This is a genomic window from Nocardia sp. NPDC050710, assembly GCF_040654375.1.
Classification (GTDB): Bacteria; Actinomycetota; Actinomycetes; order Mycobacteriales; family Mycobacteriaceae; genus Nocardia.
In genome coordinates this window covers 280,703-301,777 of record NZ_JBFAHV010000002.1, presented here as the reverse complement: position 1 = coordinate 301,777, position 21,075 = coordinate 280,703, and the positions used below count along the sequence as shown (strand labels likewise).

At 67.3% G+C, this 21,075-nt stretch carries 20 protein-coding genes; 6 read left to right on the top strand and 14 right to left on the bottom strand.

Translation table 11 applies throughout. From position 1 onward, the window contains the following. Positions 1-206: 206 nt before the first annotated feature. On the top strand, positions 207-1,700 hold the full coding sequence (locus tag AB0H61_RS07060; protein ID WP_357300343.1) for an Hsp70 family protein: 1,494 nt from the start codon (positions 207-209) through the stop codon (positions 1,698-1,700). Positions 1,701-2,015: 315 nt separating this feature from the next. Here AB0H61_RS07060 and AB0H61_RS07055 read toward each other — a convergent pair whose 3' ends face one another. Continuing rightward, positions 2,016-4,262, bottom strand: coding sequence for a WD40 repeat domain-containing protein (locus tag AB0H61_RS07055; protein WP_357300342.1), 2,247 nt, complete (start codon positions 4,260-4,262; stop codon positions 2,016-2,018). 165 nt (positions 4,263-4,427) lie between these two features. Here AB0H61_RS07055 and AB0H61_RS07050 point away from each other — a divergent pair, with 165 nt between their 5' ends. Continuing rightward, positions 4,428-4,643, top strand: a complete 216-nt coding sequence (locus tag AB0H61_RS07050) for a hypothetical protein (RefSeq protein ID WP_357300340.1) — start codon at positions 4,428-4,430, stop codon at positions 4,641-4,643. 109 nt (positions 4,644-4,752) lie between these two features. On the opposite strand, the gene tsaD is transcribed toward AB0H61_RS07050, so the two are convergent. From tsaD to AB0H61_RS07015, 7 genes are all read right to left on the bottom strand, one after another. Further along, positions 4,753-5,796 carry a tRNA (adenosine(37)-N6)-threonylcarbamoyltransferase complex transferase subunit TsaD gene (tsaD, locus tag AB0H61_RS07045; RefSeq protein WP_357300338.1) on the bottom strand — a complete coding sequence of 348 codons (1,044 nt, stop codon included), beginning with the start codon at positions 5,794-5,796 and terminating at the stop codon, positions 4,753-4,755. Further along, complete coding sequence (gene rimI / locus AB0H61_RS07040; RefSeq protein ID WP_357300582.1) at positions 5,793-6,284, bottom strand: ribosomal protein S18-alanine N-acetyltransferase; 492 nt, start codon at positions 6,282-6,284, stop codon at positions 5,793-5,795. Before rimI ends, tsaD begins: the two co-directional genes overlap by 4 nt. 50 nt (positions 6,285-6,334) lie before the next feature. Continuing rightward, positions 6,335-7,030, bottom strand: a complete 696-nt coding sequence (gene tsaB, locus AB0H61_RS07035; protein ID WP_357300336.1) for a tRNA (adenosine(37)-N6)-threonylcarbamoyltransferase complex dimerization subunit type 1 TsaB — start codon at positions 7,028-7,030, stop codon at positions 6,335-6,337. A gap of 109 nt (positions 7,031-7,139) precedes the next feature. Then, positions 7,140-7,583 (bottom strand): tRNA (adenosine(37)-N6)-threonylcarbamoyltransferase complex ATPase subunit type 1 TsaE, encoded by a 444-nt coding sequence (gene tsaE, locus AB0H61_RS07030; RefSeq protein ID WP_357300334.1) that lies wholly within the window; start codon positions 7,581-7,583, stop codon positions 7,140-7,142. A gap of 149 nt (positions 7,584-7,732) precedes the next feature. Then, positions 7,733-8,824, bottom strand: coding sequence for an alpha/beta hydrolase (locus AB0H61_RS07025; protein ID WP_357300333.1), 1,092 nt, complete (start codon positions 8,822-8,824; stop codon positions 7,733-7,735). An 84-nt stretch (positions 8,825-8,908) separates the two neighbouring features. Continuing rightward, a complete protein-coding gene (alr, locus tag AB0H61_RS07020) occupies positions 8,909-10,054 on the bottom strand; it encodes an alanine racemase (RefSeq protein ID WP_357300332.1) in 1,146 nt (381 codons plus the stop codon). 278 nt (positions 10,055-10,332) lie between these two features. Beyond that, complete coding sequence (locus tag AB0H61_RS07015) at positions 10,333-11,772, bottom strand: NAD(P)H-hydrate dehydratase (RefSeq protein ID WP_357300330.1); 1,440 nt, start codon at positions 11,770-11,772, stop codon at positions 10,333-10,335. 137 nt (positions 11,773-11,909) lie between these two features. Here AB0H61_RS07015 and AB0H61_RS07010 point away from each other — a divergent pair, with 137 nt between their 5' ends. Continuing rightward, complete coding sequence (locus AB0H61_RS07010; protein WP_357300328.1) at positions 11,910-12,338, top strand: cupredoxin family copper-binding protein; 429 nt, start codon at positions 11,910-11,912, stop codon at positions 12,336-12,338. Between the two features lie 142 nt (positions 12,339-12,480). On the opposite strand, the gene glmS is transcribed toward AB0H61_RS07010, so the two are convergent. Continuing rightward, complete coding sequence (glmS, locus tag AB0H61_RS07005) at positions 12,481-14,361, bottom strand: glutamine--fructose-6-phosphate transaminase (isomerizing) (protein WP_357300327.1); 1,881 nt, start codon at positions 14,359-14,361, stop codon at positions 12,481-12,483. 36 nt (positions 14,362-14,397) lie between these two features. Here glmS and AB0H61_RS07000 point away from each other — a divergent pair, with 36 nt between their 5' ends. Next, positions 14,398-15,255 (top strand): dienelactone hydrolase family protein, encoded by an 858-nt coding sequence (locus AB0H61_RS07000; protein WP_357300325.1) that lies wholly within the window; start codon positions 14,398-14,400, stop codon positions 15,253-15,255. Between the two features lie 6 nt (positions 15,256-15,261). On the opposite strand, the gene AB0H61_RS06995 is transcribed toward AB0H61_RS07000, so the two are convergent. The 4 genes from AB0H61_RS06995 to AB0H61_RS06980 all read right to left on the bottom strand — a co-directional run bounded on the left by AB0H61_RS06995 (position 15,262) and on the right by AB0H61_RS06980 (position 18,442). Next, on the bottom strand, positions 15,262-16,104 hold the full coding sequence (locus AB0H61_RS06995; protein ID WP_357300324.1) for a 2OG-Fe(II) oxygenase: 843 nt from the start codon (positions 16,102-16,104) through the stop codon (positions 15,262-15,264). Next, a complete protein-coding gene (locus tag AB0H61_RS06990) occupies positions 16,104-16,490 on the bottom strand; it encodes a hypothetical protein (RefSeq protein WP_357300322.1) in 387 nt (128 codons plus the stop codon). The genes AB0H61_RS06995 and AB0H61_RS06990 overlap by 1 nt, the downstream gene beginning before the upstream one ends. A 27-nt stretch (positions 16,491-16,517) precedes the next feature. Further along, the gene (locus AB0H61_RS06985; protein WP_357300320.1) at positions 16,518-18,014 is read right to left on the bottom strand and encodes a hypothetical protein; all 1,497 of its coding nucleotides are present in this window, start codon (positions 18,012-18,014) and stop codon (positions 16,518-16,520) included. A 92-nt stretch (positions 18,015-18,106) separates the two neighbouring features. Then, the gene (locus tag AB0H61_RS06980; RefSeq protein WP_357300319.1) at positions 18,107-18,442 is read right to left on the bottom strand and encodes a hypothetical protein; all 336 of its coding nucleotides are present in this window, start codon (positions 18,440-18,442) and stop codon (positions 18,107-18,109) included. A gap of 289 nt (positions 18,443-18,731) precedes the next feature. Between AB0H61_RS06980 and AB0H61_RS06975 the strand changes: the two genes are divergently transcribed. After that, positions 18,732-19,655, top strand: a complete 924-nt coding sequence (locus tag AB0H61_RS06975) for a hypothetical protein (protein ID WP_357300318.1) — start codon at positions 18,732-18,734, stop codon at positions 19,653-19,655. A 185-nt stretch (positions 19,656-19,840) separates the two neighbouring features. Continuing rightward, on the top strand, positions 19,841-20,635 hold the full coding sequence (locus AB0H61_RS06970; RefSeq protein ID WP_357300316.1) for an SDR family NAD(P)-dependent oxidoreductase: 795 nt from the start codon (positions 19,841-19,843) through the stop codon (positions 20,633-20,635). 36 nt (positions 20,636-20,671) lie between these two features. Here AB0H61_RS06970 and AB0H61_RS06965 read toward each other — a convergent pair whose 3' ends face one another. Further along, a complete protein-coding gene (locus AB0H61_RS06965; RefSeq protein ID WP_357300314.1) occupies positions 20,672-21,055 on the bottom strand; it encodes a DUF6802 family protein in 384 nt (127 codons plus the stop codon). Positions 21,056-21,075: the final 20 nt, after the last annotated feature.

The following is a 21,075-nucleotide window of genomic DNA, read 5'->3' as shown; positions in this document are numbered from 1 at the left end:
AGCTCAGCGTCACATCCGGGACAGCGTCACCAGAAGTTTCACCAGAGGGCAACTCCACACGTGATCGAAGGCCGTTCCCCGCGACCCACCCGTCCAACGGGTCGGCCGGATTGCGAGTCCGGATCGCTCGCGAACCACGCGACGGTGCGGCAGTCCATTCGAGATGGTCGGCGACACCATGACCATCCGCTCGAAGGGAGGTGAACATGCGAACATCCCTCGGCATCTCGGCCGGGAACGAGGTGGTGTGCTCGGCGCTGGTCGCTACCGCGCCGAACGGGGCTCAGAGTTTCGACTACCGCGTCGTCTCCGCCGACGCGGCCCACTCCGATCTCGGGGATCTGGTCGCGTCCTCGATCGAACTGATGACCACCCAGCTGCCGACCAGCCAGCAGATCACCTACGACATCGCCCACTCGATCGGCGCGCGCTTCGCGGGCGCGCAACCCACCGGTCGTGACGCCGCGCCCACCAGCGTCGCGGTGGCTTACCGCAGCAAAGAGCAAGCGCAGGTGATCCGTTCGGCCACCGGCAAGCAACGCGACCTACGGCTGGTTCCGGAGGGCACGGCCGCCCTCACCTACCTGCGTCATACCGGACTGCTCGACCGCTACGAGACGGTCGCCATCGTGGATCTCGGCGCTTCGGGGCTCAGTGTCACCGTCGCGGATCAGGCCGACGGCACCATCCTGCGCTCGGAACGCACCACCGCGGTCAGCGGCAACGCGATCGACGACCGCATCTACCACCATCTGGTCGACCTGCACTACGCGCGCCGCGGCACCAGGCCGAATCGCGGCATGCTGACCAATCGCGGCCGGACCGCCAAGGAGCACCTATCGCTCTCGCCCGCCGTCACCATCGACCATGTGGCAGGCCGCCCGCTGAAACTGACCAGGGCCGATTTCGAGGAGCTCATCACCGACCTGCTCCGCGAGACGGCCGTCTTCACCGCCGCCGCATTCGCCAGGGCGCCGAAGTTCCCACAGGCGGTGGTGGTGATCGGCGGCGGAGCCAACATTCCCGCGGTCATCTCCACGCTCTGCGACGCGCTCCACGTGCCGGTGCACACCGTGGACGACCCGGAAGCCGTCATCGCCAAAGGCGCGGCGCTGGTCGCCGATTCGGTTCAGCCGTCGGTCTTCCCGGTCGCGACACTCGCCGCGGACGCGCCGGTCGGCACCTTCACCAAGGTCGTCGGCACCCTCGCGGGAGCCATCGTGGTGGTCGGATTGGTCATCGGCTACGGCGTGAAGACCTTCGCACCGACGGCGGGCGACGATGTCTCCCCCGCGGGCACCACCAGCAGCGCGCAGCAGCAGCCGAGTACGCCGGTCAGCGTGGCCCCACCGACCGGCGCGGGCACCGCCACCGGTAACAACCGGGAGAGCACCAACCGACCCAGCGGCAGCAGTATCCCCTCGGTCACCCAGGACAACACCCAACCGCCGACCCGCACCGGCACCGTATCCACCACCCCGCCCCCGACGACGCCGCTGTCGACGCAACCTACGCTGCGTCCGGACCCGAATCTGCCGTCGATCCCGTTCCCGGAGCTGCTCGGCCCGCTCTTCGGTAATCAGCCCGCGCCATCCGCCGAATCCGCGGTCGACCCCGAACACGGCCGCATCGGCATGGGCACCGAAACCCCCTTCCCCACAACCGTTCCGACGCCGAACGCGGTGCCCGTCCCCAGCTAGGCACCGGCGCAATCGCGAATCCCGTTGCCGCGGGCCAACTCCGGGTCGGCGCACACCGGCGCGACGGGCACACTTCAGTTCACCGAAGCGGACTGACGCCCACCGCATCGCCCGGATACGGCAGCGGGGCGACTCGGTCGAACGACGACCACGCCTTCGCCGATCGGCAGCCGACCAGACTTCGAGCAGCACACCCCAGGAGTGTTCTGCAACGGAATGGGCCTCGACCACACCGGCTGCCGCCATTACGGCGATCGGCAGATGTTCCTGCGGCAGGTTGTTCGGGTTGCGCGGCAACCGGCCCGCCGGGAAGGGTCAGCGAGAGGCCAGGATGGCGAGTTCCGTCCCGAATCCGACTGCCAGGCGCCCGTCCGGCGCCACGGCGACCGTGTTCACCTTTGCGGGGAACACCAGTTCCGCTCCGATCTGTTCACCCGTCATCGCGTCCCACACGCGCACCGTGGCGTCCCAGCTCCCGGTGACAGCGACCGGGCGGCCGTCCACCGTGCCCAAGGCCACCGTGCACACCACATCGGTGTGACCGCGGAGAGGTTCACCGATCCGCTGACCCGTGGTCAGGTCCACGATCCGCGCTGTCTTACAGTCGCTGCCGATGATCATGATCGGGCGGCCTTCCACCACCGCCGTGGCCACTGCCCGCACCGTGCAGTCGAGGTCGGTCAGTGGTTCACCGACCTGCTGCCCCGTAGTCGCGTCCCACACGCGGACTGTTCGATCGTCGGCGCTGGTCACCGCGACCGGCCGACCGTCCACCGATCCCACCGCCACCGCGATCACCTTGTCGGCATAGTTCCGGCGGCGGCCGGTGGGGAATCTGCCGATCGGCTTGCGCGTGGCCAGGTCCCATATCCGCATGGGCTTGCCACTGCGGTGGCCGCCGCTGGTGACGGCCGCGAGGCGGCCGTCCACCGATCCCATGGCTCGCGCGATCGTCCGTCCGTCCGGGTCGGTCAGTGGTTCACCGATCGGCTCACCCGTGGCCGGGTCCCAGAACCGGAGTGCGTCGTAGCCACCGGTGACGGCGATCGGGCGTCCATCCACCGAGCCCAAGGCCACCGCGCACACCACATCGGTGTGACCGCGGAGAGGTTCGCCGATCTGTTCACCCGTGGCGAGGTCCCACAGCCGGGCCGTGTTGTCCCCGCTGCCGGTGAGGGCAACCGGCCGACCATCCAGCATCGCCGTCGCCGCCGCGACCACGATGTCGCTGTGCCCAGCCGACGGTCCGTCGATTTGCCGACGCTCCTGCGGGTTCCACACACGGACGGTGTGGTCGGTGCCGGCGATCTCAGCGGCGGTGACCACGACAGGGATGCCGTCCACGTTCGCCACCGCCACGGCGCCCACCCGGTCGGTGTGGCCGGTCAGCGGATCGCCGATCTGCTCACCCGTGGTCAGATCCCACAGCCGGGCCGTGTTGTCCCCGCCGCCGGTGACGGCAACCGGCCGACCGTCCAGCACGGTTGTCGCTACGGCCAGCACTCTGTGGGAGCCACTGGTCGGAAGGTCGCCGATCGGTTCGCCAGTGGTGAGGTCCCATATCTTCGCCGTCTTGTCACTGCTTCCGGTGACAGCAACGGGCCTGCCGTCCACCACGGCCGTTGCCACCGCCAGCACCTGATCGGTGTGGCCGGTCAGCGGGTCACAGGCAGGCTCTCCGGTGCTGAGGTCCCACACCCGGACCGTGCCATCCCAGCTGCCGGTGACGGCGACGGGACGGCCGCCCACCTCAGCTGTTGCCACCGCCACCACCCAGTTGCCGTGGCCTGCCAAAGGGTCGCCGATCTGCTGTCCGGTGCTGAGATCCCACACACGCGCCGTGTTGTCGGTACCGCCGGTGACGGCGAAGGGGCGGCCGTCCACCAAGGCCGTCGATATCGCCAGCACCCAGCCGTCGTGGCCGGGCAGGGGCTCGCCGATCTGCTCATGGTCGATGAGGTCCCATACGCGAACCGTGCCATCCTCGCTTCCGCTGACGACAACGGGACGCGCGTTGATCATCCCCGTCGCGACCGCCCGAACCAAGCCGTCGTGGCCGACCAAGGGCTCGCCGACCTGCTCGCCGGTCTTCAGATCCCACACCTGGAGTGCCCGGCCGTTGCCGCTGCCCCCCGCCGGGCTCACAGCGACGGCGCGGCCGTCCACCACGACTGTCGCCACAGTCCGCACGGCAGCGCCGGTCAGGGTGTATCGAAGCCGAGAATCGACCTGACCGGCAGTGGCCCATTCCACCCCCCACCGCGCGTGCTTTCCCTCGGCCACCGGCACGGTGGTGATCCGGGCGGCCAGCTCCCGGTCTCCGTACCGGGCGGCGTCCAGCGCCAGCAATTGCCGACGCACCACGGGCGGAGCGTCCCGGTGCAGATGTGCCGAGGCGCGATACACCGCCGCTACCACACGGGCCTGAGCGTCCGGCGCCGAATCCAGTAGCCCCCACACAAACTCGAAATCGCCGCGTACCAGCAGCGCCGGATCTGTCCACCAGACATCCTGCCGGACCGGACCGGCGCCCGAACCGCCGTCACGCACAGCATCAGACATGATCAGCATCGTAGGCGCCCCCACCATCGACATGACGATCCTGGGGCTTTCGGAGCGAAGTTCGACACCAGCGTCCGGTTCCCTTGCGGCGCAAGGCAGTCGGCGTAACGGCCGGTCGACCGGTCGCGATTCGATCAGCAATGAGCCACCCGGCAAGGGGGACATGTGGCTGCCGCTTATCGGTCGGCGCGACGCCGACGTTTTCAGCCGTGGTGGCTCTGGGCACGTATGACGCTCGGGGTCGCGGCGGCGCTGTTGCTCGTCCTGCTCGTCCTCTCGATCTCATTCGACGAGGGTCCGGCGGTGCGCCCGATCCCGCCGGTTTCGACACCGGCGACGGCACCCGTCAGCACCACGCTGCCCGGTGATGCTCGGCCCTGATCCGTGGCATTCGCGCGATGCACATCCGACGGCGGTTCGACCTCGGCACAGCGGCATTCGTCACCACCCGGGTCGTGCCACGATCGGCGGACGATCTCGGGTGGACCGGTCAGAAAACCTGGCTGGTGGAGACCGCCAAGCCCGGGTCGGTGGCGACGGTCAGGTCCGAAGGTGTTGCGCCACCGGCGATGACGTGGGCGCCGAGCGCCGCGATCATGACGCCGTTGTCGGTGCAGAGCCGGGGTTTGGGCACCCGCAGCGTCAAACCGGCTGCGGCGCAGCGCTGCTCGGCCAGCGAGCGAATGCGGGAGTTGGCGGTGGCGCCACCGCCGAGTACCAGGGTGTCGACGCCGACATCCTGGGCGGCGCGAATCGCCTTCATGGTGAGCACATCGGCGACCGACTCCTGGAACGAGGCCGCGATATCCGGAATCGGCAGCTGCTCCGGGGTGATGCCCTGCCGCTGTGCCGCCTCGACATGGCGGGCTACCGCGGTCTTGAGACCGGAGAAGGAGAAATCGTAGCGAGGATCGCGGGGACCGGTCATGCCGCGCGGGAACGCGATCGCCTTCGGGTCACCGCTCTGCGCCGCCGCGTCGAGCGCGGGTCCGCCGGGGTAGCCGAGGCCGAGTAGCCGCGCCACCTTGTCGAAGGCCTCGCCCGCCGCGTCGTCCACGGTGCTGCCCAGTTCCACGATCGGTGCCGACAGGTCGGTCACATGCAGCAGGTGGGTGTGCCCACCGGAGACCAGCAGGGCGACGCACGGCGGCATCGGCCCGTGCTCGAGCGTGTCCACCGCGACATGCCCGCCGAGGTGGTTCAGCGCGTAGAACGGCACATCCCACGCCGCCGCATAGGCTTTCGCCGCCGCGACACCGACCAGAAGTGCTCCCGCCAGACCCGGACCGATGGTGACCGCGAGCGCATCCGGCTTCGCGATACCCGCGGCGGACAGCGCGCGGCGCATCGCGGGGACGATGGCCTCCAGGTGGGCGCGCGAGGCGATCTCCGGCACCACGCCGCCGAAGCGGGCATGCTGGTCGACACTGGAGGCGACCTCGTCGGCGAGCAGTTCGCAGGTGCCGTCGCTGTTCCAGCGGACGATCCCGACTCCGGTTTCGTCGCAGGAACTTTCGATACCCATGACGATCACGACAAAACCTCGTCCGGCTGTGTCACACGCCATGCCCGCCCCTCGGCGCTCAACTCGGGCCTGCGCATGGTGTAGGCGTCGGCGCCGCTGGGGTGATAGTAGTTCTTGCGCAGCCCGATGATGTGGAAGCCGTGCTTGGCGTACATCGCGATGGCGGGCTGATTGTCGGTGCGCACCTCGAGGAATACCGGGCCGCCGCGCTTGCCCGCCTCGGCGAGCAACGCTTCCAGCAGCAGGGTGCCGATACCGCCGCGATGGCAGGTCGGGTCGACACCGATCGTGTGCACCTCGGCCTCAGGGTGTTCGGCGTCACCGAGCAATGCGATGCCGGCGTAACCCACCATTCGCCCTTGCTCGTCACGGGCGGCGATATAGCGGTTGTGCGGGGCGGCCAGTTCCGAGCGGAACGCCACCGCTTGCCAGGGGTCGTCCTCGGGGAACAGCAGCTGCTCCAGTTCGACACAGCGCTCGATATCAGCGAGGTTCATCGGCTCGATGCAGATGTTCACGTTTCGGGGGGCTCCGTTGTCCACCGGTGTCACGCTCCCGTCCGGTCGAGGGTGCGATAGCTGTTTTCGACCGCGTCGGGCCTGCGCAGATATAACGGCACCAGCTGTTGCGGCACCGCGCGCGCGAGCAGTTCGGCCACGGCGACGCGCACCAAACCGGCGGGTGACGGCGTCTCCACCGGCAGCACGGGCAGGTCGAAAAAGTCGACGTGCGAAGCCGATCCGGCGATGACACCGGCCTGCGCCGGATCCAGGTCTGCGGGTTTGGTCACATCCGGCCCGGCCACGCGAACTCCGTCACGGTAGCGAGCCGAGTACACCTCGCGGCGGCGAGCGTCGATCACCACGAGCAGTTCGCTACCGGGCGCGAGGTCCGGAGCGGCGTCCGCGGCGATCGCGTCGAGGCTGCACACCCCGTACACCGGAATGCCCAGCGCGTCGCCGAACGCCGCGGCGGTCGCCATGCCGACCCGTAAACCGGTGAACGGGCCGGGGCCGACGCCCACCACGACCGCGGCGATGTCGGTCCTGGAACGGCCTGCCTCGGTGAGGCATTCGAGGATCTGCGGGGTCAGCACCTCCGCATGCGCTCGGGGGTCCACCCGAACACGCGAGGCGACTGTCCGCAGCTCCGCCGCGGTGGCCGCACCGGTTGCGGCCTGCTCCAGTTCCACCAATCCCGCTGTAACGGCGGGTGTCGCGGTGTCGACAGCTAGTACAAGCATGATTGCCCCCACGATACCGGGTGGTACCTGGCCGCGGTGCGGAGCTACCGGGTAGCAACGGACGCGGCGCGGTCCTCGTTTCGGCGGGAACCCACGAGTGTGATCGGCGCTACTCGACCCACTCCCAGACCGCGGTCCGCACATCGGAATCCGGCTCCCTGGACAGCCGCACCCGCAGGTGCCGATCGGACAGATGCTCGACCACCCCGAGCCCCCACTCCACCACGACCACCGCGTGCTGCAAATCGGTGTCGAGATCCAATGCGTCCAGCTCATCAAGATCGCCGCCGAGCCGGTACGCGTCCACATGCACCATCGGCACCGCGCCCGCGCCCGCCCCGGCCCGATGCTGACGGGCAATGATGAAGGTCGGCGAGCTGACCCGCCCCTGCACCCCGAGCCCCGCCGCGATCCCCCTCGTCAGCGCGGTCTTGCCCGCGCCGAGCGGACCGTCCAACACCACCAGATCGCCGGGCGCCAACTCGGCGGACAGCTCCCGGCCGAGCTCCTCGGTATCCTCCACCGTCGGCAGCACTCGCCGCTGTTGCGCCACCGCCGCCCTCCGATCCCACACATGAGTACTGACGTCGGCAGCGTACCGACGCGCACACTCCGCTCCGCCACCAGCCGACACCCTCGGCCCCCGATATCTCCGGACATCCGCGGTTCGCGGGGCAGCGAGTCGGGACGAGGCCGGGTGGATCAGGTTCCGGTGGCCTCCGGGCTGGGCCGGTCCGCGATGACGCCCGCGCGGAACAGGAGGCGGTCGAGGGCATCGTTGACGAGGTCGGGGAATTGCAGATGCGCCATATGGGCGGCGTGGTCGAGCCGGACGAGCTCGCTCTGGGGGAGCTCGCGATGCAGTGCGCGGGAGTTGCGGAACGGGATCACCAGATCGTGGACACCGCCGAGGACCAGCGAGGGAAGATCGGCCAGGGTCGGCAGCGCGGCCGATTCATCGTGCAGCTCAAAGGCCTTCAGGAACTTGACGATGGTTTCGACCGGTGTCTCGTCGATCATGTGGGTGCTGAAGCGCGACAGCGTCGGGCTCACGTGGCCGTGATAGGAGCTCACATGCAGGATCGGCGTGATGATGTGGCGCACCGTACTGCGCCCGGCCTGAACCAGGGTGGGCGCGGTGTGCACCGCAAGCCGGAAGCCGTCGATGGCGGGGTTGCGCAGCAGCTGGGTGATACCCGCGGCGGTGACCTCCGCCGCCGCGGTGGACAGCAGCCCGACACCGACCACTCTGGCGGCGAACAGTACCGGGAATTGCGCGGCGGCGGCCAGTATCGCCATTCCGCCCAGCGAGTGGCCGACGAGCGCGACCGGTCCGGCGGGCGCGGTGGCCTCGATCACGGCCGCGACGTCGCGGCCGAGCTGGGCGACCGTGCAACTCTCGGTCGTAGGCGTACCGGAGCGACCGTGCCCGCGCAGATCGAAGAAGACCAGGCGTACCCCGGTACCCCAGCGTTTTTCCAAATCGCGGCGCTGGAAATGGAAGGTCTCCATGCTGTTGCAGAAGCCGTGCACGAAGATCACGGTGACCGGGGCATCGACCGGCCCGCATTCGCGGGTGGCGAGCCGGACACCATCCTCGGCGAGGACCGCGCCCGCACGGTCGTGCTCCAGTAGCGCGAAATCCTCGTCGCGATACTCGTCGCGCAGGGCAGGCCACAGCACCCGCGCACCCGCCCGGCGCAATGCGTGCGCACCGGCCAGCGCACCGACGAAACCCGCGGTCGCCATCCCCCCGCGCAGCACTGTGCTGCGATTCGAACGTCGCGAACTCATCGGAACCCTCTCGGATAACGGCCTAGCACCACGAGTCGACCACACGGCCGCGAGGTGGACAAGTTCGGGTCGAACACGCGCGCGTCAGGCGGGTTCGCCGACGTATCGACGGACGACCCGGCCCTTCGGCGCGCAGACCACCTCGTAGTGGATGGTGTCCAGCAGGTCCGCCCAGTCCTGGGCGCCGGGTTCGCCCGCGCCGCCGCCGAACAGTACGGCGGTGTCGCCCTCGACCACGCCCGCCGCATTGTCGCCGAGGTCGACCACGAATTGGTCCATGCAGACCCGGCCGATGTTGGGTCGGCGCGCGCCACCCAACCAGACCTCGAACCGTCCACTCATGGTGCGGAATACCCCATCGGCGTAGCCGGCGGGGATCAACGCGACGGTGGTGTCGCGTGGGGCGAGCCACTGATGCCCGTACGAAACGCCCTCCCCCGCCGCGACGCGTTTGACCAGCGCCACCCGGGCCTGGAACGTCATCGCGGGGCGCAGTCCGAAGTCCGGTAGACCCGGCACCGGGGACAGCCCGTACACCGCGATGCCCGGGCGCACCATGTCGAAGGCCAGGTCGGGGCGGGTCAGCGTGGCGGCCGAATTCGCCAGATGCGTCAGCTCCGGCTCCAGGCCGTACTCCTTCGCGGCGGCGATCGCCTCGATGAAGCGGTCGCGTTGCACATCGAGGAATGGATGTTCGGGTTCGTCGGCGTGGGCGAGGTGGGAGAAGATCGCGCGCAACCGCACCACGCCCTCGTCCACCAATGACCGAAGAGTCGCCAGGACCCGCGGATATTCATCCGGCGCGATGCCGTTGCGATTGAGCCCCGTATCCACCTTGAGCGTCACGATCGCGGTGCGCCGTATCCCGCGGGCCGCCGCCGCGACCGCCCGCAGGTGATCCTCCGAGGGGACTCCGATCTCGATATCCGCCGCGACCGCCGCCGCGTAATCGGCGTCGGAATTATTGAGCCAGCACAGGATCGGCGCGGTGATCCCCGCCGCCCGCAACCGCACCGCCTCCGCGACCGTGGTCACACCGAGCTCGGCCGCGCCCGCCGCCAAAGCCGTCCGCGCGACCTCGACCGCCCCGTGGTTGTACCCGTCGGCCTTCAGCACCACCATCACCGCGGCGTCACCCGCGTGTGCGCGCAGTATCCGCACGTTGTGGGCAATGGCTTCCAGGTCGATAACGGTTTCCACTTGGGCATTCACGGCTAACGATCCTGCCATCCCTGTCCCGGCCCTACTAACGCATTCCCCTGCTCGTGACCGCCAGGCCCACCGCGGAGGGGTCGGTTGTCGGATAATTCACCCGGGCTGGTACAGGAGGGCCGACCAGCGGATCGGCGTCCACGGGAGGTGGGACCACGGCCGCACGAGATCCCACCGCGCACGCAGTTCGAGAGGCCATCCGTATCGACAGGCATCCGTAGTCGGTCGCCGCACAATGCCGTCGAGTCGGGATAAGCCGCACCGCCGGTACGCGCGGCCCGTGTCCGCGGCCACAGTCAGTCGGAGAGGGCCCGCAGGGTGCGGATGGCGGGGCGGAGGTGTTCGAGGAGCGGGCTTGCGGAGATGGGAGCGGCCGAAGGGTGATCGGCGTGGGCGGCGAGGTTGGCGGCGAGGCTGTGGACTCGGGCGGCGGCGGCCGCGGACCAGGCGGGGTCGTGGCCCGCGGCGAGGAGGGCGCCGATAATGCCGGAGAGGACATCGCCCGCACCCGCGGTGGCGGCCCAGGAGCCGCCCGCCTCGTTGACCAGGGTCGGGCGGTCGGGGGCGGCGACCAAGGTGGCACGGCCCTTCAAAAGGACGGTGAGCCGCCAGGATTCGGCGAGTTCGCGAACGGCGGCGACCCGGTCCGGGCCCACTTCGTGGCCGGTCAGACGGGCGTATTCACCCGCATGCGGGGTCAGGACAGTGGGCGCGGTGCGGGCGCGGACCAGATCCGGGTCGGCGGCCAGGAGAGTGAGACCGTCGGCGTCGACGACGACCGGGAGATCGGTGGCGAGGACTTCCGCGAGGCGCTTGGCGGCGTCGGAGTCCGTACCGGCGCCGGGGCCGAAGACCCACGACTGGACCCGGCCGGTTGTCGAAATCGATGGGGCAGCAACGATTTCCGGAAGATGGGTCAGGACCTCGGCCGATCCGTCGCCGGTATAGCGCACCATGCCCGAGGTAGCGGCGACGGCCGCGCCGGTGCAGAGCACCGCCGCGCCCGGGTAGGTCGCACTGCCCGCGCACACGCCGGTGACACCCTGGGTGTACTTGTCGTCGCCGGGCCCGGGCACGGGCCAGCCGGCACCGATCGCCGCCGGTTCCAGCGCCGCCAGATTCGGCTCGGGCAGTCGTAAACCGATGGGCACCAGATCGATTCGGCCACACCAGGGCGCCGCGAGCGCGTGCACGGGTTTGAATGCGCCGAAGGCGACCGTCACATCGGCGCGCACCGCCGGACCGGTGACCGCACCGGTATCGGGATCGACACCGCTGGGCAGGTCGGCAGCGATGATCGGAACATCCAGCCCCGCAACGATTTCGGCGGCACGCGGGCGCAACGGTCCACGTCCGGAAATGCCGACGATGCCGTCGATCACCAGATCCGGCGCGCCGGCCTCGTCGCGTACCCGCCCACCCGTCTTCCGCAGCGCCGCAAGCCCCTTCGCGTGCGCGCGTTCGGGATTCAGCAGCACCGCCGTCACCGCGACACCGCGACGGCGCAGCATCGATCCGGCCCACAGTGCGTCGCCACCGTTATCGCCCGACCCCACCAGCAGGGTCACCGACCGTCCCGCGATCCCCCCGGTCCTGGCTCGCAGCTCACCCGCGACCACCGTCGCCAACCCGTGGGCCGCCCGCCGCATCGGCACCCCCTCGGGCACCCGGGTGAACAACTCGGCCTCGGCCGCCCGCACCTCGTCGGCCGTGAAATAACCCCGCTGCGTGGACATATGCGCATCGCCTCCACTGCGTCGATCCGGCACTGCCTTCCCGGCCCGTTCACCCCAGGCATCCCGGACCCGATCCGACCCTACTCGCCACGCACCCTCCGCCGTCGACACCGCGACGCGGACTAGGCTTGGCCACCATGTCGATCGGGAGCCGCGCGAAGTCCACCGGGGTTGCGGCCGGGTTCGTACTCATCGCGACGTTATCGCTATCCGGCTGCGGGTCCGATGATTCCGGTTCGGCCGCGACGTCCACGACCGGTTCCACGCCGTCGACCACCACCGGTTCCCAGGTTCCCGGCGAGCGGAAGTCGGCGGCGGTCATGGTGACCGTGGACGATATGAAGTTCTCCCCCGAGAATGTCACCGTCAAGGTGGGTGACACCGTGACCTGGAAATTCACCGACCGCTTCCCGCATTCGGTGCAGGGCATCGGCGATAAGGCGATGGGCATCAACAGCCCGATCCTCGACAAGGGCGAGTGGAGTTACACCTTCATCGCACCCGGCTCCTACCGCTACCTCTGCTCACTGCACCCGCAGATGCGCGGCACCGTCACGGTCGAGTAGATCCGGGTCCGCACAGGACCACCGCATCCGCGCACCGGCATGACTCCGGGCCGGGCACTGTGTCACCTGCCGCAGTTCACTTGCCCGCCGACCGGGGCCCTTCGCCGTCGCGGTGGCCGATCGGCGCGCACCTGGACCGGTCCTACTCCACGGTGACGGACTTGGCGAGATTGCGCGGCTTGTCGACGTCGTACCCACGGGCCTGCGCCACCTCGGCGGCGAAGATCTGCAGCGGGACCGTCGAGAGCAACGGCTGGAACAGCGTCGGCGCCGAGGGGATCTCGATGAGGTCGTCGGCGAACGGGCGCACCGTATCGTCGCCCTCCTCCGCGATCACGATGGTGCGGGCGCCCCGCGCCTGGATCTCGCGAATATTGCTGAGCAGCTTCGAATGCAGCACCGCACGACCCTTCGGGGACGGCATCACCACGATGACCGGCAGCCCGTCCTCGATCAGCGCGATCGGACCGTGCTTGAGCTCACCCGCGGCGAAACCCTCGGCGTGCATATAGGCGAGCTCCTTGAGCTTGAGCGCGCCCTCCAACGCCACCGGATACCCGACGTGGCGGCCGAGGAAGAGCACGGTGGGCACATGCGCCAGCTCGCGAGCGATCGCCCGTACCTGCGGCCCCGTCTCCAGCACGCGCTCCACCAGCTTCGGCATCGCCTCCAGCTCGGCGAACTCGCGGGCCACCTCGTCGGGGTACTTGGTGCCGCGTGCCTGTGCGAGGGCCAGCCCGACCAGGTAGTTCGCCGTCACCTGCGCCAGGAATGCCTTGGTCGAGGCGACACCGATCTCCGGACCCGTGCGGGTGTAGAGCACCGCGTCCGACTCCCGCGGAATCTGCGCGCCATTGGTGTTGCAGATCGCGAGCACGCGCGCCTTCTGCTCCTTGGCGTGGCGCACGGCCTCCAGCGTGTCGGCGGTCTCACCCGACTGGGATATCGCGACCACCAGCGTGGAACGGTCCAGAACCGGATCGCGGTACCGGAACTCGCTGGCCAGCTCGACCTCGACGGGCAGCCGGGTCCAGTGCTCGATCGCGTACTTGGCCAGCAGACCCGCGTGATAAGAACTGCCGCACGCGACGACGAACACCTTGTCGAATTCGCGCAGCTCCTGATCGGCGAGGCGCTGCTCGTCCAGCACGATCCGGCCGCCGGCCTCGTCGTGGGTGAAATGCCCGATCAAGGTATCCGCGACACCCGCGGGCTGCTCCTCGATCTCTTTGAGCATGAAGTAGTCGTGGCCGCCCTTCTCGGCGGCGGCCAGATCCCAGTCGATGGTGAACGGGCGGGTCTTCCCATCCACATCGTTGCCGTCGAAGTCGGTGACGTGGTAGCTGTCCGCGGTGATCACCACCGCCTGATCCTGTCCCAGCTCGACAGCCTCACGGGTGTGCTCGATGAACGCGGTGACATCGGAGGCGATGAACATCTCGCCCTGACCGACGCCGACCACCAGCGGTGTGGAGCGACGAGCCGCGACGATCATGTCCGGATGGTCGGCGTGGGTGAACACGAGGGTGAACGCGCCCTCCAGCCGACGCAGCACGGCCAGCGCGCTCGCGACGAAATCGCCCGCGGTCGGTCCGGCGGCGTAAGCGCGCGCGACCAGGTGCACCGCGACCTCGGTGTCGGTATCGCTGCGCAGCTCGACCCCGGCCTGCTCCAGTTCCTTGCGGAGCGGGGCGAAGTTCTCGATGATGCCGTTGTGCACCACCGCCACCTTCTCGGTGACATCACGGTGAGGATGCGCGTTGCGGTCGGTCGGCGCGCCGTGTGTGGCCCAGCGGGTGTGGCCCATTCCGGTGCTGCCGACGAAACGAGCGGCGCCCGGTTCGTCGAGTTCAGCCTCCAAATTGGCCAGCCGCCCCGCCTTGCGTTCCACCGCCAACGCACCCGAACCGTCGAGGATCGCGACACCCGCGGAGTCGTACCCGCGGTATTCCATGCGGCGCAACGCGTCAACAACAACGCCGAGCGCGTCCCGGTACCCGACGTAGCCAACGATTCCGCACATGGCTCCCCAGAGTACTTATCGGATAACGTTCACGTCGTGTCGGCGTCTGTGAAATCGCTTCTGAGCACCCTGACCAGCCGTGGCCCGCACCGGGTTCTGCGCGGGAATCTGGCTATCGCGGGCCAGCCGGGGGTCGTCTATACGCCCGAATCGGGGCTGAACCTGCCCGCCGTCGCCTTCGGCCACGGGTGGCTGACCGGCGTCGGCAACTACCGGGAGCTGCTCGAGCATCTGGCGTCGTGGGGTTTCGTGGCCGCGGCCCCCGATACCGAGCGCGGGCCGATTCCGTCACATCTCGGCCTGGCCACCGATCTGCTCACCACCCTGGACATCTGCACCGGGGTCCGGCTCGGCGACGGAGATATCAGCGTGCACCCCGACCGCCTCGCGCTGGTCGGACACGCCATGGGCGCGGGCGCCGCCGTCATCGCCGCCAGCCAGCGCAAAGTCGCCGCCGTGGCCGCCCTCTACCCGGCCCCGACCGCGCCCTCCGCCGAGAACCTGGCCTCCGATATCGACACGCCCGCCCTGATCCTGGCCGGAACCTCCGATATCGACGCGGTCAGCTCCAACGCCATCCCCCTCGCCAGCGCCTGGGGCGGCCGTACCATCCTGCGCGCACTCGATGGCGCCTCCCACAACGGCATCGTCGAAGGCCGCCGCGCCCTCGGCGCCCTCGGCGCGGGCAGGCACGAAGCCAAAACCGCCCGCACCACCCGCGCCCTCCTCACCGGCTACCTGCGCCACACCCTCCTCGACGACAAGACCTACAAACCCTTCGCCGACCCCGAAGCCGTCATCCCCCACACCCAGGTGATCGACCCCGAAGCCCCCCGCGAAGAGGAAAAGCCCAAACTCTCCATCGGCACCGTCGCCTCGCTCCTGCGGAAGTAGCGGGACTCAGCCGAAACGACGCTGGCGCATCCATTTCGTCATGATCCACTTCTCGCCGGCCGTCACCGGCGCCCCGCAATGCTGCGTGAGGGGGTCGAGCTGCCCAGCGCTATTGCAGTAGCGGAAATAGAGGGCCCCGCCCTTCTTCGGAGCAACCGAGAGACCAGCCGCCGGGAAGGCGGTCGCACCGCCGCCTTCGACCTCATTGAGGTAGACGATCAACGTCGCTACCCGTTGGCCAGGGGCTGTGACATGCCGCCAACTGCCAGGATCTTTCGGGGGGAAGAAGTCGAAGTGTGGCTTGAACTCGCCACCGACGCCGTAGCGCAGAATCTGCAAGCCTTCCCCATTCTCCAACGGCCAGTTCATCAAAGCCGACAGTCTGCGGTCGAGGCGTTCGATCAGTTCGTCCTGGCAGCGTCGGAATTCCGTACCTTCGCTGGTGCGGTTGGCGATGACCTCGTCAGCGCCCGTTTCGCCATTGACGGTCGTCGATCGCGCGAGTTCGGACCGCGAACGCTCGATCATCTGGTCGCACTCTTCGTCCGACAGCACGTCGGCAAAGAGAATCACCTGCGGTTCTCGAACACGCATCACGACTTTGATGTCGCGGTCATACGCGTGGATGAGATTCCCCTCGGGAACAGGGCAATCGTCGTAGGTGTAGGTGGAGTTCGCTTCTCGCACCACAGGTCGTGCGGTCTCGCCCGCCAGCGCGCGTTTTACGGCCTCGCTGGCAGCATCTTCGGTGAAACCGGCACCAACCATGGAACGGACAATCGTCTCCGCAGTGCAGCCACGATCGACGTTCTCTGCCAGCCAGTTTCGCCAGTCACTATCCAACTTCATTAGACGAGCCAGCTCTTGCGGCGGTAGTACTCGGCTTCGGGATCGTCGTCATCATCGACGGGGTAGACAACATCCTTCGACTTGCGGGCGGCGACGGAGCGGGCGACGGCTTCGCGCTGTTCGCGGGCTTCGGCCATGAGGCGTTCCTGCTCGGCGCGAGCCTCCATCTCGCCTCGTTCCTTCTCCTCGGCTTCGGCTTCGGCCTTCGCGATCTCTTCGGCGTGATCCTCGAGCAGCTGCTGATACGAGGCGTTTGTCCGCTCCTGGAAATCACGCTCACGTTCAGCGCACCGACGCTCGATTTCCATGAATTCCTCGCTGAGCAGTCTTGCCTGACGATCGTGCTCCTCGAAGATCAATTCGATCTCTCTGACTGGGTCGGCCATGTCAGGCTCCTCCGTCGATAAGTTGCGTCACAGTGGGCCTGCCTCGGCCAGTTCAGCACCGGTTGGGACGGGCTCCTGCTGCTGCTCACCGGTGACCGGAAGATCTTTCGGGGTGTGTTCGCCGTCCTGTTCCCCCTTCTTGGCGCCCGTTCCCGGCACGGCAGTGGTCGGCGTGCCCGCCGCCGGTTGCTGGGTTTTGTCCTCGGACTTGTTCTCTTCCTTCTTCTCCTCGCCGGACTTCTCCACGCCGGAGATGATCGGAGTGCCGTTCGCATCCAGCTTCACGCTGTACTCGTGAGTCTTGCCGTCTTTGTCGGTCTCGACCAGCTTCGGCTGGCCGTCCGCACCGACCTCGAGCTTGTAATGCTTACCGGCGAGGTCGAATTCGGTGGACTTACTCTCCTGCTTCGCACCATCCTTCTTCTCCTCACCATCCTTCTCCTCGCTATCCTTCTTGCCGTCGTTGTCCTTGTCGTCGTCCGTCAGGTCCTCGATGCCTGCGGTGATGGCAGTGGTCAGGGAGGACAACCCGGTGGTCGCGGCCGTGGCGAGGGTGGTTGCCGCCGTGGTCAGCGCCGAGGCAAGCCCGGATGCCAAACCACTCAGTGCGGTATCGGTGGACGACGGCGTACCGGTGCTCGGTGTCGGAGTCGTGCTGGGTGTCGGCGTATAACTCGGTGTGGGTGTCGTACTCGGAGAAGGCGAACTACTCGGGCCTGGACCCGGGCCTCCCGTCGGTGACGGTGTCTGCGAACTCGGCGCCGGCGCAGTACTGGGCGTGGAGGTAATCGTTCCGGCTGGTCGCGGATAAGGATTGCCATCCAGCGCCTGCATGGCAGAGGTCAGTGCGGGGTACGCCTGCTTGACCGCGGTATCAGTCGAGGTGCATTTGTCATAGAAGTTCGTCAGTTTTTCGTCGAACTCTTTTTTGAAGGTGTTATTCAGCCAGTCTTCGCAGCTATACTTGTTCCATGTGTCATAAAGGCCGCTGGCACCAAAGGTCACACCGAGCGCAACTGCCTTCCCGAACTTCGTCCAATTCCCCTCCTTTCCCTGTGCCGTCTCGATAATGTCGTCGATATCATCCGGCGTTTTGTCGTCGACTTTTACCTCGGAAGACTTCACCAAGTCTTTGACGTGAGTCTTCTTGCTTTCCACCGCACTTCGCAACTTAGGTATCGCTGATTCGATCGCCAACAGCGCCGTGACGGCCTTGTCGCGATCCTCCTGCGCCATGGCCAGCTGCTGCACGAACATCGTCGACGCCGCGGTCGCCGCATCACCGGTCCAAATAGTCGGCAGCTTGTCCTTGGCAGCTTTTTGGGCGGTCAACTGCGCATCTGCCTCCCCCAGCGTGGCGCGCATTGCAGTGGCGGTATTCGCCAGCTTTTCCAGATCCATCCCGCGCTGCTCGTCGTACCGCTGATAGATCGTATTGATCTCGATATTGGCGCCGAATGCCCGGTTATAGCGCTGATAGAGCTGCGTAAAATATTGCAGACCCGTGGCCCCGTCATCGAGCATGGAGTCCACGTTTGCGCCACCGAGATTGGTTGGCGCAGAACCTAACTCGACCATGCGGCAGGCCTCCCAGAATCAATCGTCATCGCAACCGGCTAAACTTTTTGGGTTTGCGCGGCTGTGTTCTTGGCAGCCTCGGCATCGGTGTTGGAATAGGCGACACTGGACGCACCGATACCGTCACCAATGGCATTCGCGGCATCACCCCATGCCTTCAACCACTTGAGGACATTCTCGAGCCCGGCGTAGATCTGTTTGCCCTCGGTAACGTAATTCCGCCCGGCCTCCGGGCCGTGGCTGTTCGAACCATTGCCGAACATGTTGTCCGAGACCCGCTTAGCGCTGTTCGTCACAACGGCGGCCGAGATCATGATCTCGTTGCCTAACGCATCAAGCTCACCAGTCTTGACGCCCAGCGTGCTGCTGGCCATAGCGCAACCCCTCCATCCCTACTTCGTCCACTCCCCCGATCGCGAGTCCCTTGCTCGCGCCGAGTGCTGCCCTACTTCCTTCGACGCACGTGGGCGGCAATCGGTTCCATCGGATCCTGGGCCGTCCGGCTCGAGGCGTATGCCCGAAATCTACTGGGCGGGGCCAGAAGGTTCAATCGCGCGGGAGTGGTCCACAGCTGCCGGACAGGGCAGGCCACGCGGGGTCTAGCGCGCCCACTTCTCGATCATCACGGTGCCCGATTCGCGTGCGTCTGGCTACGATCGGCGCGTGTCGGTGAACCACGCGCCCTCGGAGCGCAACCGCTTCCTCATTTGTTCGACTGTGCTGGATCCTGGTCCGGGCTATCGGTTTTGGATCGACTTTCATCTCCGGCAAGCCGATCTGATCATGATTTACCTGGACGATCCCGGTAAACGCTCGCTGTTCGAATCGCTGGTGGCGGACAGGCGGGTCATGTTGCTGGCCGGTGCGGGCGACCGGAGTGACAACACGCCATCTGCCGTGATGAAACGAATAATGGCCAATACTCGAGCCGCAGTCTCTTATGCGCTCCAGAACGACTACGCCTGGGTCGCGGCTGTGGACACCGACGAGCTCCTCTACGACGAGAGCAATGGCGCCTGGCGGGCGCAACAGCACGTGGGTCAGGTCACTTTCGCGAATCAAGAAGCGGTGCCGGTGGATCACGAGCCGGAGAATTGCTTTGCCGAATGCACTCTGTTCCGACTCAATGGCCGGACCGACTTCATGGCGTATGGCAATGGGAAGAGCGCTGTGCGGGTGTCACCCGGGGTGCGGGCGGGAGTTCACGAATTCCACGACTACGTGGGTGAGCATCACATGGCCGTGGGGCCCGTGATCCTGCACTATCCGAATCCGTCGTTCGAGAGCTGGGTGGCGAAGTTCAGCAACCATGGTGCGTTCTCCAATTTCTGGTGGGACGACCCGGGACTGCCCATCGAGCTGAAGTTCATGCTGCGGTCGCGTGACCTGGTACACGCGGGGATCGAGAGTGGCGATTGGAGCGAGGCGCGAGCTTACTTCAGGTCGTGGATTCCTGACGACGAGACCAGGGACCGGATGCTGGAGGCCGGGGAGTTGCGGGTCTACAGCCCCGTGACGGAACTGCTGAAGTCGGATCCCGATCGGCTGCGTGCGGCGTTGCTCGCCGTATTGGCTCAGCGCTCGTAGTGAAGTGGTCCGCAGGTTCCGATGATCCGCACGGGAGTGCGCGGATCATCGCAGCCTGCGGCCGGGGCTGCCCTCGAAGGAGCGGGAGTGCGGGGACCGTTGACGCGAGTGTAGTACGGCCCGAGTCGAATCCGCAGCGGTCACACCCTAGGATCGACCTGCTGCACGTCGGGGAGGAGACGGAATTGTCGAATGGTGGACGGCCGCTCGGTGACCGGAGGGTTGCCCTGATCACGGGGGCCGGAGGGCTGCTCGGCAATGCCTTTTGCCAGGCGCTCTACACGGAGTACGACATTGTCGCCGTACATCGCGAGCGCACGCCCGGGGTGCCCACCCAGTACGAATGGTTTATCGACCCGTTCGACCCGCAAGCCGAACTGCCGGAGAACAGGTCACAGGTCTACCTGATTCGCGCCGACCTGAACGAGAAGGGCGAGGTGGAGCGGGTCATCGATCTGGCGCTCGCACGGTTCGGCACGGTGGATCTGCTGATCAACAATGCCGCACACATGACGTGGCATGGGCACGGCGTCGTCGACGGTGATGCCGCACTCGACGACTTCGACAACCACTTCCGGACGAATGTCGGTGTGCCGCTGCGGTTGGCGACGCGCCTGGCCCAAAAGAGCTGGCTGCATGATCGCGATCAGAACCGGGCGCGCAATCGCAATATCGTCAACGTTTCCAGCCTGGCGGGCACCGGGGTCTATCCGGGTGGGCAGGCGCTGTACGGCTCGTCCAAGGCGGCGCTGAATCATCTGACGCGACATATGGCGGTCGAGTTCAAGGAATTCGGGGTACGGGCGAATGCGATCGCGCCCAACAGTTTTCCCGCGATCGTGCCTATCGAGAAGGTGCTGCTGTCGATCCTGGAGCTGGACCGCGGCCGCATGACCGGCGGTGTGTACGCGATCGACGCGGATCCCCCGCTGGCCACGACGCCCACGCCGGAGCTGGCCACCACACCCCCGCCGAACTGAGACGTCGTCCCGCCGTTTCGCCGGGACGACTCAGTTCTATTTGCCGAGCTTCCCCTGGTCCGTGCGGACCCAGCCGGAGGTTCCGTCGGGATTGTGGTGGAACTCCCAGGCGGCGTAGTCGCCGTCTTTTTCCACCACGGTGACGTGGTCGGCGAGGCCGTCGTGGTCGTAATCGGTCCAGACCTGGGTGGCTTCTTCGCCGGTGGTGGTGACGCTGTCGAGGATGCCGTCGCCATTGATGTCCTGGGTGGGATGATTCAGTTCCACGGCGCCCAGGCCGTCCAGAGAGGAGGACGCGTCGACGTGGGGTAGATCCAGGCCTGGGAATTCGCCCGAGGTGATAATGGCTCCTCCTCGACGGGACTCGTGTGGTGGTACGGCGACTCCCACGAACGTGCTGGGATCACCCCATCCTGTCATCCACGAGTCCCGGGCGCAGC

Excerpts from the sequence above, each read along its gene's own strand:
- AB0H61_RS07060 (WP_357300343.1), top strand. The coding sequence starts at position 207 with ATGCGAACATCCCTCGGCATCTCGGCCGGGAACGAGGTGGTGTGCTCG.
- AB0H61_RS07055 (WP_357300342.1), bottom strand. The coding sequence starts at position 4,262 with ATGTCTGATGCTGTGCGTGACGGCGGTTCGGGCGCCGGTCCGGTCCGG.
- rimI (WP_357300582.1), bottom strand. The coding sequence starts at position 6,284 with ATGAACCTCGCTGATATCGAGCGCTGTGTCGAACTGGAGCAGCTGCTG.
- tsaB (WP_357300336.1), bottom strand. The coding sequence starts at position 7,030 with ATGCTTGTACTAGCTGTCGACACCGCGACACCCGCCGTTACAGCGGGA.
- AB0H61_RS07025 (WP_357300333.1), bottom strand. The coding sequence starts at position 8,824 with ATGAGTTCGCGACGTTCGAATCGCAGCACAGTGCTGCGCGGGGGGATG.
- alr (WP_357300332.1), bottom strand. The coding sequence starts at position 10,054 with ATGGCAGGATCGTTAGCCGTGAATGCCCAAGTGGAAACCGTTATCGAC.
- AB0H61_RS07015 (WP_357300330.1), bottom strand. The coding sequence starts at position 11,772 with ATGTCCACGCAGCGGGGTTATTTCACGGCCGACGAGGTGCGGGCGGCC.
- AB0H61_RS07010 (WP_357300328.1), top strand. The coding sequence starts at position 11,910 with ATGTCGATCGGGAGCCGCGCGAAGTCCACCGGGGTTGCGGCCGGGTTC.
- glmS (WP_357300327.1), bottom strand. The coding sequence starts at position 14,361 with ATGTGCGGAATCGTTGGCTACGTCGGGTACCGGGACGCGCTCGGCGTT.
- AB0H61_RS06995 (WP_357300324.1), bottom strand. The coding sequence starts at position 16,104 with ATGAAGTTGGATAGTGACTGGCGAAACTGGCTGGCAGAGAACGTCGAT.
- AB0H61_RS06990 (WP_357300322.1), bottom strand. The coding sequence starts at position 16,490 with ATGGCCGACCCAGTCAGAGAGATCGAATTGATCTTCGAGGAGCACGAT.
- AB0H61_RS06985 (WP_357300320.1), bottom strand. The coding sequence starts at position 18,014 with ATGCTCGATGACGGGGCCACGGGTCTGCAATATTTTACGCAGCTCTAT.
- AB0H61_RS06980 (WP_357300319.1), bottom strand. The coding sequence starts at position 18,442 with ATGGCCAGCAGCACGCTGGGCGTCAAGACTGGTGAGCTTGATGCGTTA.
- AB0H61_RS06965 (WP_357300314.1), bottom strand. The coding sequence starts at position 21,055 with ATGACAGGATGGGGTGATCCCAGCACGTTCGTGGGAGTCGCCGTACCA.